Origin of the sequence: Actinomadura macra NBRC 14102, from assembly GCF_001552215.1 — a bacterium.
Taxonomy (GTDB): domain Bacteria; phylum Actinomycetota; class Actinomycetes; order Streptosporangiales; family Streptosporangiaceae; genus Spirillospora; species Spirillospora macra.
This window is the reverse complement of sequence record NZ_BCQT01000025.1, coordinates 110,984-131,283: the sequence shown is the minus strand read 5'-3', so window position 1 is coordinate 131,283 and position 20,300 is coordinate 110,984. Positions and strand designations below refer to the sequence as shown.

At 73.5% G+C, this 20,300-nt stretch carries 3 protein-coding genes; all 3 read left to right on the top strand.

The genetic code is table 11. The features are described 5' to 3' along the window. On the top strand, positions 1 to 3,781 hold a 3,781-nt coding region (locus tag AMA02S_RS35070; protein WP_157431039.1), incomplete at its 5' end, for an SDR family NAD(P)-dependent oxidoreductase. A gap of 34 nt (positions 3,782 to 3,815) precedes the next feature. Further along, positions 3,816 to 15,410: a type I polyketide synthase gene (locus AMA02S_RS35065; RefSeq protein ID WP_218005229.1), complete on the top strand. Its 11,595-nt coding sequence runs from the start codon at positions 3,816 to 3,818 to the stop codon at positions 15,408 to 15,410. A 16-nt stretch (positions 15,411 to 15,426) separates the two neighbouring features. Continuing rightward, positions 15,427 to 20,262, top strand: a complete 4,836-nt coding sequence (locus tag AMA02S_RS35060; protein ID WP_067467728.1) for a type I polyketide synthase — start codon at positions 15,427 to 15,429, stop codon at positions 20,260 to 20,262. The last annotated feature ends 38 nt before the right edge of the window (positions 20,263 to 20,300 follow it).

The following is a 20,300-nucleotide window of genomic DNA, read 5'->3' as shown; positions in this document are numbered from 1 at the left end:
CCACTGGCTTGCTTCGGGGAAGAGCGGGGTCAGGGACGCCGCCCGTCTCGGGCTGACGTCGACCGAGCACCCGCTGCTCGGCGCCTCGGTGGAACTCGCGGAGGGGGGTGCTTACCTCCTCACCGGCCGGCTCTCGGCGGCCGACGGAGGCTGGACGGCCGAACACGTCGTGGCGGGCGCCGTGCTCCTGCCGGGCACGGCGATCCTTGAATGGGTGTTGCGGGCAGCCGACGAGGCCGGGTGCGGCGGTGTCGAGGACCTGGTCCTCCAGGCTCCGCTCCTGCTTCCAGAGTCCGGGTCTGTTCGGGTACAGGTGGTGGTCGGCGCGCTGGCCGAGGACGGGCGGCGCGAGGTGCACGTGTACTCGCGTCCCGAACACGACCCGGACCCCGAGTGGTCGTGTCACGCCGGCGGCGTGCTCTTCGGCCAGACCATCGCCGCCGCCGGATCGCTTGCGGGCCAGTGGCCCCCGCCCGATGCGGAGCCGATCGACGTGAGCGGGTTCTACGAGCGGGCGGCGGAGGCCGGTTACGCCTACGGACCCGCCTTCCAGGGGATGCGCGCGGCATGGCGGCACGGAAATGACCTCCTCGGTGAGGTCGTGCTGCCCGAAGCCGCCGGAGACCAGGACGGGTTCGGTATCCACCCGGCCCTGCTGGACGCCGCGCTGCACACAGCGATGCTCGAAGGCGAGTCTGCCGGACGGGCATGGCTGCCGTTCGCCTGGAACGGGGTGGCACTTCACGCGGTCGGGGCGCGGACGGTCCGTGTCCGGGCGTCTCGGCTGGGAGAGCGGCTCGATGATGGGCTCAGAGTGCTGGTGGCGGATCCGGCGGGCTCGCCGGTGCTGAGCGTCGAGTCGTTGCACCTCCGTGAGGTGGACGCGCGGCAACTCCACGACATCGGCGGGCGTGGGCCGCGCGGGCTGCTGACCCTGGAGTGGAGCCCGCTCCCCGCGCCGGCGGCCGAAGGGCGGTCACCGGCCCCGGCTGAGTGGGCGGCCCTCGAAGATGAACACGCCGGCCTGGAACGTCTGGCGGCGGCGGAGCCGGTGCCCTCGACGGTGCTGGCGACGGTGACGACCGACGCGGGGGACCCGCAGACCGCGACCGGGCGCGCTCTGGAGCTGGTGCAGGCCTGGCTGGCCGAGCCGCGATTCGCCGACGCGCGGCTGGTACTGGTCACCAAGGACGCGGTCGACACCGAGGATCACCGGGTGGACGCTTCGGCGGCCGGTGTCTGGGGGCTGCTGCGCAGCGCGCAACTGGAGCACCCCGGTCGATTCCTTCTCCTCGACGTGGACTCCGATGTGGACTCCGCCGCTGTCCTTGCGGATGCGGTTCGGCAGGCCGTGGAGGCCGACGAATCGCAGATAACGCTCCGGGCGGGGCAGGTTCGCGTACCTCGCCTGGTCCGCGCGACGGCCTCGCCCCGGTTGGTCCTCCCCGTCCGGGAGCCTGCCTGGCGGCTGTTCCCGGGTGGCGCGGCGACGTTGGAGAGCGTGACGGCCGCAGCGGTCCCCGAAGCGCTCGAACCATTGCGGCCCGGACAGGTGCGCCTTGAGGTACGTGCCGCCGGGATCAACTTCCGCGACGTGCTGGTCGCCCTCGGCATGGTGCCCTCCCCGGGCGGCATCGGCGGCGAGGGCGCGGGGATCGTGGTCGAGACGGGTCCGGAGGTCGCGAACCTCAAGGTGGGCGACCCTGTGATGGGCCTGTTCGCCGGTGCGTTCGGCAACACGGCGATAGCGGACGCCCGCATGGTGACGCGGATCCCCGAGGGATGGGGTTTCCGCCAAGCCGCCGCGACACCCGTCGCGTTCCTGACCGCCTGGTACGGGCTGGTGGACCTTGCCGGGCTGCGGGCCGGGGAGTCGGTGCTGGTCCACGCGGGCACCGGTGGCGTGGGAATGGCGGCGGTGCAGATCGCCCGGCACGTGGGAGCGGAGGTGTTCGCCACGGCCAGCCCCGCCAAGCATGCGGTGCTGGAGGAGATGGGTGTTGACGCCGGCCATCGCGCGTCCTCCCGTGATCTGGACTTCGAGGACGTGATCCGCTCCGCCACCGGCGGCAGGGGCGTGGACGTCGTCCTCAACGCGCTCGCCGGCCCCTTCACCGACGCCTCCCTCCGCCTCCTCGGCGCCGGCGGGCGGTTCATCGAAATGGGCAAGACCGACATCCGCGAATCCGACGAGGTCGCCGCCGCGCACCCGGGCGTGGAGTACCAGGTGTTCGACCTGATCGCCGATGCCGGGCCCGACCGGATCGGGGAGATGCTCGGCACGGTGACCGAACTGCTCACCGCCGGGGAGCTGCGCGGCCTGCCCCTGGAAGCGTGGCCGCTGGAGAAGGCGCGGGACGCGTTCCGGCATCTGAGCCAGGCCCGGCACACCGGCAAACTCGTCCTGGACGTGCCCGCGCCACTGGACCCGAACGGGACCGTCCTCATCACCGGCGGCACCGGGACGCTCGGCGGCCTGGTCGCCGAGCATCTGGTGCGCGCCTGGGACGTCGAGCACCTGGTCCTCGTCAGCCGCCGGGGAGCCGACGCGCCGGGCGCCGCCGGACTGGTGGAGCGGCTGGGCGGGCTCGGCGCACGGGTCACGATCGCCACGGCCGACGCCGCCGACCCGGCCGCGTTGCACGCGGTGGTCGACGGCATCGATCCGGCGCACCCGCTGACCGGCGTCGTCCATGCCGCCGGCGTGGTCGACGACGGCGTCGTGACGTCCCTCACCCCGGACCGCCTGGGCGCGGTGTGGGGCGCCAAGGCCACCGCCGCGGCGACCCTGCACGCCGCCACCGCGCATCGGCGGCTGGGAATGTTCGCCGTGTTCTCGTCGGCGGCGGCGACGATCGGCAGCCCGGGGCAGGGCAACTACGCCGCGGCCAACGCCTACTGCGACGCGCTCGCGGCCCGGCGCCGCGCCGACGGGCTGCCCGGCCTGTCGATCGGCTGGGGCTCGTGGGCGCCCGTCAGCGGCATGACCGAGCACCTGGCCGACGCCGACCTCGCCCGCATGAACCGCCTCGGGATGCGCGCGATGAGCAGTGAGCGGGCGCTCGCCCTCCTGGACGCCGCGGCCCGCCACGGCGACCCGCACCTCGTGGCGATCGACCTCGGTGACGGCCCGCCCGGCGGCCTGCCCGCGCACGCGCTACCGCCGATCCTGCGCGGCCTCGCGGCGACCCCGGGCGGACGCCGGCGGCCGGCGGCGTCCGCGGCGGCACCGGACGGCGGCGTCGCCGAGCGGCTCGCGGGGGCGCCGAAGGCCGAGCGGCACCGGATCCTGCTCGCGCTCGTCCGCACCGAGGCGGCCACCGCGCTCGGTCACGCCGACGCCGGTTCGATCCGGCCGGACGTCACGTTCAAGGATCTTGGGTTCGACTCCCTCATCGCCGTCGAGCTGCGCAACCGGCTGTCGGCGGCCACGGGGCTCCGGCTGCCCGCGGCGCTGGTCTTCGACTTCCCGGACGCCACCGCCCTGGCCGCTCACCTGCTGACCCGGCTGGTGCCCGACGAGGAGGCGGATGCCGACGCCGACCTCCTGGATCCCGTCCTGGACGAGGTCGCCAGGCTCGAAGGCACCCTCGACGGGCTCGCGCCCGACGCCCTGGACCGCGGCGTGGTCACGGCGCGGTTGGAGGAGTTGCTGACCCGATGGCGGGCGGCGTCCCAACCGGCAAACGGCGCGAATGGCACCGGCGCCGCCGAGCGCCTGGACGTGGCCACCGCCGACCAGGTCCTCGACTTCATCGACAACGAGCTTGGAATGTCATGACCGAACCGGGTGCGGCTCGTATTCCGAAGGATGGATGACGACGATGGCGAGCGAAGAGAAGCTGGTCGACTACCTGAAGCGGGTCGCGTCCGACTTGCACGACACCCGGCGGCGGCTGCGCGAGCTGGAGGAGCAGCAGGCCGAACCCGTGGCCGTGGTGGGGATGGCCTGCCGACTCCCGGGCGGGGCCGGCTCCCCGGAGGAGCTGTGGGACCTGGTCGCCTCGGGGCGGGACGCCATCGGCGACTTCCCGTCCAACCGCGGCTGGGAACTGGAGCGGCTCTACCACCCCGACCCCGACCACCCGGGCACCAGCTACGTCCGTGAGGGCGGGTTCGTGTACGAGGCGGACCGGTTCGACGCGGCGTTCTTCGGGATCAGCCCCCGCGAGGCGCTGGCGTCCAACCCCCAGCAGCGGATGCTCCTCGAAGTGTCGTGGGAGCTCCTCGAACGTGCCGGGATCGTCCCCGCCACCCTGCGCGGCACCCCCACCGGGGTGTACATCGGCACGGCCACCACCGGCAGCTCGACGCACAGCGACCCGTCCGGCCGGGCGACGGACGGGTACGCGGGGAACGCCCCCAGCGTCCTGTCCGGCCGGGTGGCCTACACGCTCGGCCTGGAGGGCCCGGCGGTGACGGTGGAGACGGCCTGCTCGTCCTCACTTGTGGCGATGCACCTGGCGTGCCAGGCGTTGCGGGAGGGCGACTGCACCCTCGCACTGGCCGGCGGCGTCACCGTCATGGTCACGCCTGAGGCGTTCACGGCGTTCTCGCGCCAGCGCGGGCTGGCCCGCGACGGCCGGTGCAAGCCGTTCGCCGCCGCCGCCGACGGCACCAGCTGGGGCGAGGGCGCCGGCCTGATCCTGCTGGAGCGCCTCTCGGACGCCCAACGGCTGGGCCATCGCGTCCTCGGCGTCATCCGCGGTTCGGCGATCAATCAGGACGGGGCGAGCAACGGGATGACGGCGCCGAACGGGCCGTCGCAGGAGCGAGTGATCCGGCAAGCGCTGGCCAACGCGCGCCTGTCGGCCTCGGGTGTGGACGCGGTCGAGGCCCACGGCACCGGGACCACGCTGGGCGACCCCATCGAGGCCGGGGCGCTGCTGGCGACCTATGGGCGAAACCGGCCGGCGGACCGGCCGCTGCTGCTGGGATCGGTCAAGTCGAACATCGGCCACACCCAGGGCGCGGCAGGCGTCGCCGGGGTCATCAAGGCGATCATGGCCATGCGGCACGGGCGGTTCCCGGCGACGCTGCACCTCGACGACCTCACCCCTCACGTGGACTGGTCGTCCGACGCCGTCCGGCTGCCCGAGCAGATCGCGGACTGGCCGCGCACCGGCCGGCCCCGCCGGGCCGGGGTGTCCTCGTTCGGCATCTCCGGAACGAACGCGCACCTGATCCTGGAGGAGGCTCCGGAGCGACCGGACCAGCCGGAGGAGGCCGTGCCGGACCGGGTGCCCGACGGTTCCCCCGTCCCGTGGGTGGTGTCGGCGCGGAACCCGGCGGCTCTGCGGGAGCAGGCCCGCCTGCTGGGTGCCTTCGCCGCCGAGGAGGACTCGCCCGCGGCCGTGGGACGCGCCCTGGCCACCACCCGGTCCGCCTTCGAACACCGGGCGGTGGTCTTCGGCCAGGACCGTGACGGGCTCCTCGCCGGTCTCGACGCGGTCGCCGAGGGCGCGGTGCATCCGGACGTGGTGGCGGGGGAGGCCCTCGGTACGGGCCCGGGCCCGGTCCTGGTGTTCCCGGGACAGGGCTCGCAATGGGCCGGGATGGGCGCCGAACTGCTGGAGACGTCCCCGGCTTTCACGGCGCGCATCGCCGAGTGCGAGGCAGCGCTCGAACCGTATGTGGACTGGTCGCTGACCTCGGTGCTGCGCGGCGACGGCAGCGACCTGGCCCGCGTCGACGTCGTGCAGCCGGTGCTGTGGGCGATGATGGTATCGCTGGCGGCGATGTGGGACGCCCACGGCGTGCGGCCCGCCGCGGTCGTCGGCCACAGCCAGGGCGAGATCGCCGCCGCCTGTGTCGCCGGGGCGCTGTCCCTCGCGGACGGTGCCCGGATCGTGGCGGTACGCGCCCTGGCGCTGCGCAGCCTCTCCGGCGGCGGCGCCATGGCGTCCCTCGCGCTGGGCGAGCAGGACACGGCCGAAGTGATCTCCCGGCTCGGCGGCGGCGCGGACGGCGTCGTGGTCGCCGCGGTCAACGGACCGTCCTCCACCGTCGTCTCCGGTCCGCCCGACCGGGTCGCCGCCGTGCTCGCCGCCGCCGTGGACCAGGGGGTCCGCGCCCGCACGATCGACGTGGACTACGCCTCGCACGGCCCGCAGATCGACGAGATCGCCGACGAGCTCACCGCCGGTCTCGGAGGAGCCGCCGGGGTCGAGGCCGCCTCCGCCGAGATCGCGTTCTACTCCTCCCTCACCGGCACCCGCGTCGACACCGCGACGCTGGACGGGGACTACTGGGTGACCAACCTGCGGCGGCCCGTCCGGTTCGCCGCCGCCGTCCGTGCTCTGCTGGACGACGGTTACCGGCTGTTCATCGAGGCCAGCCCGCATCCTGTCCTCACCCTCGGCGTCCAGGAATGCGTGCACGAGGCCGGGTCGGCCGCGGCCGTACTACCGACGCTGCGCCGCGACCAAGGCGACCTCGCGCGGCTCGCGCGCTCCCTCGGGGAGGCGTTCGTGGCAGGCGCCGAGGTGGACTGGTCCACCTGGTTCATGGCAGACCCGGCACCGCGCCCGCTCGACCTGCCCACCTATCCCTTCCAGCGGGAACGCTACTGGCTGTCCGGCGGGCCGGGCGCCGGAGACGTCGCCGGCCTGGGGCTGAGCCCGGCGGGGCACCCGCTGCTGGGCGCCGCGCTGGAGGTCGCGGACGGCGACGGCTACCTGCTCACCGGCCGCCTTCCCGGCCCGTCCGGTTCCTGGCTCGGCGACCACACGGTCGCCGGTACGCCCCTGGTCGCCGGTGCCGTCCTGGTGGAGTGGGCTCTACGCGCGGCGGACGGCGCCGGATGCGCCGGGCTGGAGGAACTGGCGCTCCGAGCGCCGCTGGTCCTGCCGGAGAACGGGGCGGTGCGCGTCCAGGTCGTGGTCGGCGCGGCCGACGAGCACGGGCGGCGCGAGGTGCAGATCTACTCGCGGCCCGACGAGGAGTCCGTGCGCACATGGGTGTGCCATGCCTCCGGCACCCTCGGCCCCGAGCAGGCGGGCCGGGACGACGACCTGAACGGCCAATGGCCGCCACCCGGCGCCGAACCGGTGGACGTCGAGGACTTCTACGCACGGGCGACGGCGGCGGGCTACGCCTACGGCCCGGCGTTCCAGGGGCTGCGCGCGGCATGGCGGCACGGCGCGGAGCTGTTCGCCGAGGTGGAACTGCCGAAAGCCGCGGGTGAGCACGACGGATACGGCATCCACCCGGTGCTCCTCGACGCGGCGCTCCACCCCGTGCTCCTCGACGGTGATCTCGACGGCGACCAGGTATGGCTGCCGTTCGCGTGGAGCGGCGTGACGCTCCACGCGACGGGAGCCACCACCGTCCGCGTTCGCCTGACCCGGGACGACGGCGGACTGCGGATCCTGGTCGCCGACCCGACCGGCGCGCCCGTCCTCGGCGTGGACGCGCTGCGGATGCGCCCGGCCGACGCCGCGCGGCTCGCGACCCCCGCAGCCCGAGCCGCGAGCGGGCTGTTCACCCTGGACTGGGCACCCCTCCCGCCACCGCGGCCGGGTCTCGACACGGGCGACTGGACGACCCTCGGACCGGACGGTCTGGACGCGCTGCCGGCCGACGTCCCGCCCCCCGCGATCGTCCTCGCCGAACCCGTCCGGGCAGCCGACACCGACGAGGCCGACGACGCGCTCGCCGCCACGGAACGGGCTCTGGAACTCGTGCAGGGCTTCCTGGCGGACACGCGCCTCGCCGACTCGCGGCTCGCCGTCATCACCAGGGGCGGGACGGCCGGGGCGGCGGTGGGCGGCCTGGTCCGCAGCGCCCAGTCCGAGCATCCCGGCAGGTTCGTCCTGGTCGACGTCGACGCCGGAGCGTCCGACGGCGACGCCGCGGAGGCCGCACGGGCCGCGATCGCCGCCGACGAGACCCAGGTGGCGGTGCGCGGGGGGCGGACCCTCGTCCCCCGGCTGGCCCGCGCCTCCGACGCGGTGCCGGACAACACGGTGTCGGACAACACGGTGCGGGACAACGCAGAGCAGGCCAATCCCGTCGAGGACGGCACACCGGCGCCGTTGGACGAGACCGACACCGTCGCCGTCGTCGGAGGCACCGGGATGCTCGGCGGCCTCGTGGCCGAGCATCTGGTCCGGGTGTACGGGGCCCGGCGCCTCCTGCTGCTGTCCCGTCAGGGCGAGCGCGCTCCGGAGGCCGCCGGCCTGGGCGGACGGCTGGCGGAACTCGGCGCCCACGTCGACGTCGCCGCGGTCGACGTCACCGACGCGGTGGCGCTGGCCGAAACGTTGGCGCGGATCCCTGCGGATCGTCCCTTGGCGGGCGTCGTGCACGCGGGGGGAGTGATCGACGATGCGGTGGTCACCTCCCAGACAGCGGAACGGCTGGCGAACGTCTGGGCGCCGAAGGCCGGCGGCGCGTGGAACCTGCACGTCCTGACCCGCGACCTGCCGCTGAAGTTCTTCCTGGTGTTCTCCTCGGCCGCCGGGGTGGTCGGCAATGCCGGACAGGCCGGCTACGCCGCCGCCAACGCGTTCTGCGACGCGCTCGTGGCCCACCGGCGCGGTCTCGGGCTCCCCGGGACGTCGGTGGCCTGGGGGCTGTGGGCCGACGCCAGCGCCATGACCGGCCACGTGTCCGGCTCCGACCTAGCAAGACTGCGGGGCATGCGCCCGCTGTCGGCCGAACGGGGACTGTCCCTGCTCGACGCGGCGTGGCGGCTCGGTGCCCCGTGCGTGGTGGCCGCCGACCTCGACACCGGCGGACCGTCCGGCCCGGACGTCCCGCCGATCCTGCGGGGACTGCACGGGCGCGCGCGCCGCCGCGCCGCATCCGACGGGGACGCGACGGCGCTGGCCGCCCGGCTGGCCGGCCTTGACGTGGCCGCGCGCTCCGCGCTCGTGTCCGAGATCGTGCGGGAACGCGTCGCGGTCGTGCTGGGATTCCGGTCGCCGGACGACGTCGGCATGGACGCGAACTTCAAGGACCTCGGCGTCGACTCCCTGACGGCCGTCGAGGTGCGGAACCGGCTGGCGTCGGCGACGGGCCTGCGGCTTCCGACGACACTGGTGTTCGACTATCCGACCCCGCGGGCGCTCGCGGAATTCGTGTCCGCCCGGCTGACCGGGGAGAGCGTGGCGGTGGACACCGGCTCTGCCATGGCCGCCCCGTCGGACGAGCCGGTGGCGATCGTCGGCATGGCGTGCCGCTACCCGGGCGGGGTGCGCAGCCCAGAGGACCTCTGGGAACTGGTGGCTTCTGGCAGGGACGCGGTCGGGGACTTCCCGTCCGACCGTGGCTGGGATCTGGAGACTCTGTTCCACCCCGACCGGGACCGTCCGGGAACCAGCAACACCCGCGCGGGCGGATTCCTCTACGACGCGGACCAGTTCGATTCCGCCTTCTTTGGAGTGAGTCCACGCGAGGCCCTGGCCGCCGACCCCCAGCAGCGGCTGGTGCTGGAGACCGCATGGGAAGTGCTGGAGCGCACGGGCATCGACCCGCTCTCGCTCAAGGGAACACGCACCGGGGTCTACACGGGGGTCATGTACCACGACTACGCCACGGGCGCCGCCGAGGAAGACGCGCGAATGGAGGGGTACGTCATGCCCGGCGCGGGCAGCGTCGTCCCCGGCCGCGTCGCCTACACCCTTGGTCTTGAGGGGCCGGCGGTGACGGTGGACACGGCGTGTTCGTCGTCGTTGGTGGCGATGCATCTGGCGTCGCAGGCGCTGCGTCAGGGCGAGTGCGATCTCGCTCTCGCCGGCGGAGTCACGGTGATGGCGACCCCGGGCCTGTTCACCGGCTTCTCCCGTCAGCAGGGCCTCGCCCCGGACGGACGCTGTAAGTCGTTCGCGGCGTCGGCCGATGGCACCGGGTGGGGCGAGGGCGTCGGCCTGCTGGTGTTGGAGCGGTTGTCGGATGCGCGGCGTCATGGGCGTCGGGTGTTGGCGGTTGTTCGGGGTTCGGCGGTGAATCAGGACGGCGCGTCCAATGGTTTGACGGCGCCGAATGGCCCGTCGCAGCAGCGGGTGATTGGTCAGGCGTTGGCTGGTGCGGGTTTGTCCGCGTCCGATGTTGACGTGGTGGAGGCGCATGGGACGGGGACGAGGTTGGGTGATCCGATTGAGGCGGGGGCGTTGTTGGCGACGTATGGGCAGGGGCGTGTGGGGGATCGGCCGTTGTGGTTGGGGTCGGTGAAGTCGAATATCGGTCATGCGCAGGCCGCTGCTGGTGTGGCGGGTGTGATCAAGATGGTGATGGCGATGCGGCATGGGGTGTTGCCGGCGTCGCTGCACATTGATGAGCCGACTCCGCACGTCGACTGGGACGCGGGTGCCGTCCGGCTGCTGACCGAGTCGGTGCCGTGGCCGGAGGTCGGTCGTTCTCGCCGTGCTGGAGTGTCCTCGTTCGGTGCGTCGGGGACGAATGCGCATCTCATCCTTGAGCAGGCACCCGAAGACGAGAAGGACGGCGGGCCGGGGGAGAGCCCCGGCGGTGTTGTGCCGTGGGTGGTGTCGGCGCGGAGTGTGGGTGCGTTGGGTGAGTTGGTGGCGGGGTTGGGTGGTGTGGTGGCTGATCCGGTGGAGGTGGGGTGGTCGTTGGTGTCGTCGCGGTCGTTGTTTGAGTGGCGGGCGGTGGGGATCGGTGAGTCGGGTGAGGAGCTTTTGGCGGGTTTGGAGGCCGGGGTCGGGGCTGTGGGGTCGGTGGGGTCGGTGGGGTCGGTGGGGGTGCGGGGGGAGGTTGTGTGGTTGTTCAGTGGTCAGGGTGGTCAGTGGGTGGGGATGGGTGCGGGGTTGTATGAGCGGTTTCCGGTGTTTGCGCGTGTTTTTGATGAGGTGTGTGGGCTGTTGGATCCTGCTCTGAGGGAGGTGGTGTTTTCTGGTCCGGGTGAGGTGTTGGGGCATACGACGTTTGCTCAGATGGGTTTGTTTGCGGTTCAGGTGTCGTTGGCGCGGTTGCTGGAATCGATGGGTGTGCGTCCGGATGTGGTGGTGGGTCATTCGGTTGGTGAGGTGGCGGCGGCGTGTGTGGCGGGGGTTGTGGGTTTGGTGGATGGGTGTCGGTTGGTGGGTGCGCGTGCTCGGTTGATGGGTGGGTTGCCTGCTGGTGGGGCGATGGTGGCGATTGAGGCTGAGCCGCAGGAGTTGGTGGGTGGGTTGCCTGTGGGGGTTGATGTCGCGGCTTTGAATTCCCCGGGTGGGACGGTGGTGTCGGGGCCGGAGGCTTTGGTTGTGCAGGTGGGGCAAGTTTGGGCGGGGCGTGGGCGTAAGACCAAGCGGTTGTCGGTCAGTCATGCGTTCCATTCGGGGTTGATGGAGCCGATGCTGGCCGACTTTGCTGCGGCGATCGGGGGGTTGGACTTTCATCCGCCGGTGGTGTCGTTGGTGAGTACGTTGACGGGGGAGCCGGCTGGTGAGGGGATCGCGTCTGCGGAGTATTGGGTGCGGCAGGTGCGTGAGCCGGTGCGGTTCGTGCCGGCGATTGCCCATCTGGTTGAGCGGGCCGGGGTTTTTGTGGAGTTGGGTCCTGGTCCGGTGTTGGCGACTGCTGTTCAGCAGATTCTGGACGAGCGGCAGGTCCCGGCCGTGGCTGTTTTGCATCCCGACCAGCCTGATGCCCGCGCGTTGGGTGAGGCGTTGGGCACCCTGCACACCCACGGTGTTGATGTCGATTTCTCCAGCTGGTTCCCCGACCGTCCACGCCCCCGCACGATCGACCTGCCCACCTACCCCTTCCAACGGGAACGCTACTGGCTCACCTCCAGGCAGGTCGCCAAGGGCGCCGGGCTGACGTCCATGGAACTGGCCAATGGCGACGTTCATGTGCTGACCGGCCGGCTGTCGGTGGCCGACGGTGGCTGGCTACCAGACCATCGGGTCCAAGGGACCGTCCTCGCGCCCGGGACGGCGCTGCTGGGATGGGCACTGGCGGTCGCGGATGATGCCGGGGCCGCTGGAGTGGAGGAACTGGCCCTTCAGAGTCCACTGGTGCTGCCCAGCGCGGGCGGCCTGCGGATCCAGGTGGTCGCGGGTGCCGCGGCAGAGGACGGGCGTCGCGACGTCCAGGTGTACTCCCGTCCCGATGACGAAGTCTCGGACGGGTGGGTCTGCCATGCGGAGGGCGTACTCCTCCCACCCCAGGCCGAGCCGGCAGGTCCGGTGGACACTCTGGCAGGCCCGTGGCCGCCCGCCGGAGCCGAGCCCCTGGATCTGGACGGCTTCTACGAGCGGGCGGCGGAGGGCGGCTACGAGTACGGTCCCTCCTTCCGTGGGCTCCGCGCGGCATGGCGGCTCGGCGCGGACCTTCTCGCCGAGGTGGAGCTGCCCGAGACCGTGGGCGACCAGGACGGGTTCGGTATCCATCCGGCGCTGTTGGACGCGACCATGCACCCCGCGCTGCTGGCGGGGGAGTCCGACGGGCGGACATGGTTGCCGTTCGTCTGGAGCGGGGTCTCGCTGTGGGCGGGTGGCGCCCGTACGGTGCGGGTCCGGCTGACGGCCACTTCCTCGGAGGACGAGCAGAGCCTGCGCCTGTACGTCGCCGACACGGCCGGTGCCCCGGTGCTCACCGTGGAGCAGGTCGGGATGCGCGCGGCGAGCGGCGGAGAACTGCGTTCCGCCGCCGGCCACGGAGCGCGGGGCCTCTACTCCCTCGACTGGAGGATGAGCGCCGACGCGGCCGCCGCCGAGGAGCCCCAGACCGCCGACTGGGTGAGACTCGGTTCCGAGCCGTACCCCGACCTTGCGGCCTTGATGTCGGCGATGGCTTCTGAGACACCTACGCCACCGGCCGTCCTCGCCGATGTCGCGGCCGTGGACGAGGCACTGGGGCTCGTACGCGCCTGGCTGGACGAGCCACGAACATCCGACGCCGTCCTGGCGATCGTCACCAGGGGCGCGGTGGCCGGCGGGACGGACGAGAACGCGGCGGCGGTGTGGGGCCTGGTCCGCAGCGTCCAGTCGGAGCACCCCGGCAGGTTCGTGCTCGTCGACGCCGACGGCGGGTCCGACGTGGCCGCCGCCGTGTGGCGGGCGCGGCGGCTCGACGAGCCGCAGGCCGCCGTGCGCGAGGATCGACTGCTCGTGCCCCGCCTGGTGCCGGCGGGCCCCGCCGCCGAGTTGGTGGGCCCCGCGGGGGAGCGGGGATGGCGGCTGGTGGCCGGCGGCGCGGGGACGCTGGAGGGCGTCGCGGTGGAGTCGTTCCCCGAGGCGCTGGAGCCGCTGAACCCCGGGCAGGTCCGCGTCGAGGTGCGTGCCGCCGGGATCAACTTCCGCGACGTGCTGGTCGCCCTCGGCATGGTGTCCGCTCCGGGTGGACTCGGCGGCGAGGGCGCCGGCGTCGTCGTCGAGGTGGGCCCGCAGGTCGATGGGCTGTCAGTCGGCGACCGGGTGATGGGCCTGTTCCCCGGTGCGTTCGGCGCCACGGCGGCGGCCGACGCCCGCATGGTCGCCGTGATCCCCGACGGATGGGGGTTCCGGGAGGCGGCGGCGGTGCCGGTGGCGTTCCTGACCGCCTGGTACGGGCTGGTGGACCTTGCCGGGCTGCGGGCCGGGGAGTCGGTGCTGGTCCACGCGGGCACCGGTGGCGTGGGAATGGCGGCGGTGCAGATCGCCCGGCACGTGGGAGCGGAGGTGTTCGCCACGGCCAGCCCCGCCAAGCATGCGGTGCTGGAGGAGATGGGTGTTGACGCCGGCCATCGCGCGTCCTCCCGTGATCTGGACTTCGAGGACGTGATCCGCTCCGCCACCGGCGGCAGTGGCGTGGACGTCGTCCTCAACGCGCTCGCCGGCCCCTTCACCGACGCCTCCCTCCGCCTCCTCGGCGCCGGCGGGCGGTTCCTGGAGATGGGCAAGACCGACATTCACGATCCCGCGGAGGTCGCCGCCGCGCACCCGGGCGTGGAGTACCAGGTGTTCGACCTGATCGCCGATGCCGGGCCCGAGCGCATCGGGGAGATGCTGGGTGTGCTGGGGGAGCTGTTCGCGGCGGGCGTGCTGCGGCCGCCACCCGTCCGGACGTGGCCCCTCGGCCGGGCGCGCGACGCGCTCCGGTACATGAGCCAGGCGCGGCACACCGGCAAACTCGTCCTGGACGTGCCCGCGCCACTGGACCCGAACGGGACCGTCCTCATCACCGGCGGCACCGGGACGCTCGGCGGCCTGGCGGCCGAGCATCTGGCGCGCGCCTGGGGTGTGCGGCATCTGCTGCTGGCCGGCCGCCGCGGCGTCGACGCGCCCGGCGCGGCCGAACTGGCGGAGAGGCTGCAGAAGCTGGGTGCGCGCGTCTGCTTCGCCGCGGTGGACGTCGCGGACCCGGCCGCGGTGAATGACCTGATCGCGGGGATCGACGCGGAGCATCCGCTCACCGGCGTGATCCATGCCGCCGGTGTCGTGGACGACGCGACCATCGGTTCGCAGACACCCGAACGACTGGAACGGGTCTGGGCGGCCAAGGCCGCGGCGATGGCCAACCTCCATGCCGCGACGGCCCGGATGCGTCTCGGCATGTTCGTCGTGTTCTCCTCGGCCGCGGCGACGCTGGGCAGCCCGGGCCAGGCCAACTACGCCGCGGCCAACGCCTACTGCGACGCGCTGGCCGCACGCCGCCGCGCCGCCGGACTGCCCGGCCTGTCGATCGGCTGGGGACCCTGGGAGTCGACGAGCGGGATGACGGCGGCGCTGTCCGAGACCGACCGTGCGCGGATGAGCCGCGGTGGGTTCGCGCCGCTCGGCGATCGGCGGGGCCTGGAACTGCTCGACGCCGCCTGCGGCCACGGCGCCCCGCATCTGGTGGCGGTCGAGCTCGACGCCGCCGCCGTGGCGGCCCAGCCCGCGGAGGCGCTGCCCCCCGTGCTGCGCGTCCTCGCCGCCGCCGGCGCGAAGGGCCGCCCCGCCGCCGCCAACGGGCACCGCCCCGTCGACTGGACCGGCCGGCTGTCCGGCCTGGCGCCCGAAGACCAACTCGACACCTTGCTGAGGCTGGTGCGCGACCACGCGGCCTCTGTGCTGGGCCACGCCGACCCCGGCGCGATCCAGGCCGACACCCCGTTCAAGGACCTCGGCTTCGACTCACTCACCGGCGTGGAACTGCGCAACCGGCTGGCGGCGGCGACCGGGCTGCGGCTCCCCGCCGCGCTGGTGTTCCGGCACCCGTCCCCGACGGCCATCGCCGGTCATCTGCGCGAGCACCTCGCGCCCGGCGAGCAGGACCCCTCCGCGCCCGTCCTCGATGAGGTGGAGCGGCTCGAGACGGTGATCGCCCGGTTCGGCCCGGACGGCGAGACCCGCGTCCGGCTCGCCAAGCGGCTGGAGGCCCTGCTGTGGAGGCTGAACGGCGAGGACGGGGCCGCCGCCGTCGACGGAGCGGCCCTCGACGCCGCCTCCGACGACGAGATGTTCGAGCTCATCGACCGGGAACTTGGATCTTCGTGATGGGGGTGTGGGACTGATGTCGGCCACCGAGGACAAGCTCCGCCAATACCTGAAGCGGGTCACGCTCGACCTTGGCCAAACCCGGCAGCGGCTGCGCGACGTGGAGGAACGCCTCCGGGAACCGGTCGCCGTCGTGGGCATGGCCTGCCGGTTTCCCGGAGGCGTTCGCTCCCCGGAGCAGCTGTGGGACCTGGTGTCCTCGGACGCGGACGCGATCGGGGACTTCCCGACGGACCGCGGATGGGACCTTGACCGCCTCCACCATCCCGACCCCGACCACCCCGGCACCAGCTACGTCCGGCACGGCGGGTTCCTGGACGACGCGGACCGGTTCGATGCGGAGTTCTTCTCGACCAGCCCCCGGGAGTCCCTGGCCATCGACCCGCAGCAGCGGCTGCTGCTGGAGACGGCCTGGGAGGCGATCGAACGCGCCAGGATCGATCCGGCGTCCCTGAAGGGCACCCCCACCGGCGTGTACGCCGGGATCGCCACCCAGGACTACTTCTCCGGGATGCGCGTCCCGCCGGACATCGAGGGCTACGTGACCACGGGCGGGCTCAACAGCGTCCTGTCGGGCCGGGTGGCCTATACCCTCGGCCTGGAGGGGCCGGCCGTCACGGTGGACACCGCCTGTTCGGCGTCGCTGGTCGCGGTCCACCTGGCGTCCCAGGCGCTACGGCAGGGCGAGTGCAGCCTCGCGCTGGCCGGCGGCGTCACCGTCCTCGCGTCGCCGACGGCCTTCGTGGAGTTCTCCCGGCAGCGCGGGCTGGCCCCCGACGGGCGCTGCAAGTCGTTCGCGGCGTCGGCCGACGGCACCGGCTTCTCCGAGGGCGTCGGCATGGTGCTGCTGGAGCGGCTGTCGGACGCGCGGCGCAACGGGCACCGGGTGCTGGCGGTGATCCGCGGCTCCGCCGTCAACCAGGACGGCGCCAGCAACGGCCTCACCGCCCCCAGCGACGTCGCGCAGGAGCGGGTGATCGGGCAGGCGCTGGCCAACGCGCGGCTGTCGGCCGCCGAGGTGGACGCGGTGGAGGCGCACGGCACGGGCACCACGCTGGGCGACCCGATCGAGGCGGGTGCGCTGCTGGCGACCTACGGGCGGCAGCGCGACGCGGACCGCCCGCTGTGGCTCGGGTCGGTCAAGTCGAACATCGGGCACACCCAGGCTGCGGCCGGCGTCGCGGGCCTGATCAAGATGGTGATGGCGATCCGGTGTGGCACCCTCCCCGCGTCCCTGCACATCGAAGAGCCGACCCCGCACGTGGACTGGGACGCGGGTGGGGTGCGCCTGCTGACCGAGCCGGTGCCGTGGCCGGAAGCCGGCCGAGCCCGCCGGGCGGCGGTGTCCTCCTTCGGCATCTCCGGCACGAACGCGCATCTGATCCTGGAGCAGGGGCCCGAGGACGAGGAGGAGGCCGGGCCGGTGGAGCATCCCGGTGGCGTGGTGCCATGGGTGGTCTCGGCCCGCGGCAAGGAGGCGTTGCGGGAGCAGGTGCGGGCCCTCGCGCGGCACCTGGCCGCCGCCCCGGATCTGTCGCCCGCAGACGTCGGATGGTCGCTGGTCACCACGCGGTCGTCGTTCGAGCACCGGGCCGTGGTCGTCGGCGATGACCGGGAACGGCTTGTGGCGGCGCTGGAGTCCGAACCCGAACCCGGCCCCGTCAGGTCGGGGAAGTGCGTGTGGTTGTTCAGCGGCCAGGGCAGCCAGCGGGTCGGGATGGGTGCGGGGTTGTACGAGCGGTTCCCGGTCTTCGCGCACGCCTTCGACGAGGTGTGCGGGCTGCTGGATCCGGGTTTGAAGGACGTGGTGTTCTCCGGCCCGGCGGAGTCGTTGGAGCACACGACGTTCGCCCAGATGGGCCTGTTCGCCGTCCAGGTCGCGTTGGCGCGGTTGCTTGAGTCGATGGGCGTGCGCCCGGACGTGGTGGTGGGGCATTCCATCGGGGAGGTGGCCGCCGCGCATGTCGCCGGGGTGCTGGATCTGGGGGACGCGTGCCGGCTGGTGGCGGCTCGGGCGCGGCTGATGGGGGAACTGCCCACCGGTGGAGGGATGTGGGCCGTCCAGGCCAGTGCCGCCGAGGTGGAGGCGGAACTGCTGTTGGGCGTGAGCATCGCCGCGGTGAACACCCCCGGCAGCACGGTGGTGTCAGGACCCTCGGACCTGGTGGCCGAGGTCGGGGCGTCGTGGGCAGGGCGCGGCCGCAAGGTGAAGGAACTGCCGGTCAGTCACGCGTTCCATTCGGCGCTGGTGGAGCCCATGCTGGCCGATTTCGCCGCCGCGTTGGAGAAGGTGGGATTCCGGCAGCCGCGGATCCCGCTGATCAGCAACATCACCGGGCTTCCCGCCGAGGCCGACATCGCCACGGCGGACTACTGGGTACGGCACGTCCGCCGGCCGGTGCTCTTCGGCCCGTCCATCGCCCACATCGCCGATGAGGCCGGGCTGTTCCTGGAGCTCGGACCCGACCCCGTCCTGACGTCGGCCGTCGAACAGGCCCTCGACGAGCGCGAGCCCGTGGCGGTCGCTGCGCTCGATCGTCGCCAAGGCGACGCGGAGGCGTTCGCGCGGGCGCTGGGCCGGCTGCACACCCACGGTGTCGACATCGACTGGACGGGCTGGTTCCCCGGCGCCAACGTCGTGGACCTGCCCACCTATGCCTTCCAGCGCCGGCGCTACTGGCTGTCGGACGTCGCGCGGCCCGAGGCGGCGGCCTCAGGAACGCAGGACGAGGACGACGGCCGGTTCTGGGCGGCGATCGAGCACGAGGACGTGGAAGCGCTGTCGGAAACGCTGTGCTTGACCGACGAAGGCCACCGGTCCTCTCTGGCCGCACTGCTGCCCGCTCTGTCCGGGTGGAGGCGGGAACGGGGAGAGCGCTCCACCGTGGACTCGTGGCGTTACCGGATCGGATGGCGCCGCGTCGACGCGCCCGCCGCCGCAGATCCGCTCGGCTCCTGGCTCCTGGTCCGCGCGGCCGGGACCACGGACGACTGGGCGGACCACCTCACCCGGGTGCTGGAGGCGGGCGGCGGCCAGGTCCGGCGCCTTGAGGTCGATCCGCACCTCGAACGGGCCGGACTCGCCGCGCTGTTGCGCGGAGACACCAAAGAGGGACCGGTCGTGGGCGTCCTGTCACTGCTGGCCCTGGACGAGCGTCCACACGAGCGGTTCCCCGGCCTGGGCGTCGGGCTGAGCGGCACGCTCGCGCTGGTGCAGGCGCTGGCGGACGCCGGGTCCGAGGCGCGGCTGTGGTGCGCGACCCGCGGAGCGGTCGCGGTGAGCGAATCCGAGCCGCCGGAGTCCCCGGTCCAGGCACAGGTCTGGGGACTGGGCCGGGTGGCCGCGCTGGAGCATCCCGCCTTGTGGGGCGGTCTGATCGACCTCCCGGCACGCCCCGAGGACGCGGACCCGGACCACCTGCGCGCGGTCCTCGCCGGCCTGGACGGCGAGGACCAGGTGGCGCTGCGTCGCGGCGCCGTGCTCGGCCGCCGCCTGCTGCCCGCCCCGATCGGCGATGGCTCTCCGGAGCAGGCGTGGGAGCCCCGAGCCCCCGTCCTCGTCACCGGCGGCATGGACGGCCCCGCCCCGCACGTCGCGCGGTGGCTCGCGGCCCGTGGCGCCCGGGACGTGGTGCTGCTCGACCCGCGCGGGGCGCAGGCCCCCGGTGCCGCCGAGCTGGCGGCAGAACTCACCGAGAGCGGCACCGACGTGACGGTCACGCCGGACGCGGCGACCCGCGCCGCAGGGGACGGCCCGGGCCCGCGCATCGGTACGGTCGTCCATACCTCGGTGCCGGGCGACCCGCGGCCGCTGGTGGACCTCCTCCCCGCGGACCTGGCCGAAGCAGCGGGCACCGACCTCGGCGCCCTCGTGGGGGAGGCGGCCGAGGTCGTGCTCTTCTCGTCGATGGCGGCGGCCTGCGGAGGAAACGACCACGGCGTCCACGCGGTCGCGGGCGCGACCCTGGACGCGCTCGCCCGCCGGTGCCGGGCGGCCGGGCGCCGCGCCGTCTCGGTGGCGTGGGGACCGTGGGAGGTTCCGGACGGTACGGGCGCGCCGGCGGGCCTGGCGCGTCCCCACGCCGACCGTTCCCGGCGGCTCGGCCTCGACCCCCTGGAGCCCCGTCTGGCCTTCGCCGCGCTCGGCCGCGCGATCGACCACGATGACGGCCCGGCCCTCGTGATCGCCGACGTCTCGTGGGAGCGGTTCGCCGCGCTGTTCGCCCTCGCGCGCCATGGCAGGCTGTTCGACGAGGTGCCCGCGGCCGCCCGCGTCATCGGCGCGGCGCGGGGGACCGACGGCGGCGGGTCCGCCGAGGCCCTCGCGGCACTGCGGGACGATCTGGCGGCGCTCGCGGCGGCGGACCGGCCCGCGGCCATGCTGGCGCTGGTGCGCTCCCACGTGGCTTCCGCGCTGCGGTACCCGGAGCCGGAGCAGGTGGAGCCGCACCGCGCGTTCAAGGACCTCGGGTTCGACTCGATCGTGGCGGTCGAGCTGAGGAACCGCCTGCGCGCCGCCACCGGGCTGCGGCTGCCCGCCACGCTCGTCTTCGACCACCCGACACCGAAGGACCTGGCCGCCCATCTGCTGACCGAGATCCTCCCCGACGCCTCCGCGTCCGCGCATCCCGCGTTCGAGCATCTCAGCCGCCTGGAGTCCGCGCTGGCGACGCTCCCGGAGGCGGACGCCCGGCGTTCCGATCTGGCGAACCGGTTGCAGATCCTGCTGTGGAAGCACGCGGAGACAACGGGCGAGCGGGCCCCGGATGCACAGGGGACGGGCGACCTCGACGTCGCCACCGCCGAGGAGATGTTCACCCTGATCGACCAGGAATGGGGGGCGGGGGCCTGACCCCGGCCCTTCGGGGGCCGCCCTCCTCGAAGACCGAC

Bases quoted from the DNA above. Each gene is read 5' to 3' on its own strand.
- AMA02S_RS35065 (WP_218005229.1), top strand. From the start codon at position 3,816: ATGACGACGATGGCGAGCGAAGAGAAGCTGGTCGACTACCTGAAGCGG.
- AMA02S_RS35060 (WP_067467728.1), top strand. From the start codon at position 15,427: ATGTCGGCCACCGAGGACAAGCTCCGCCAATACCTGAAGCGGGTCACG.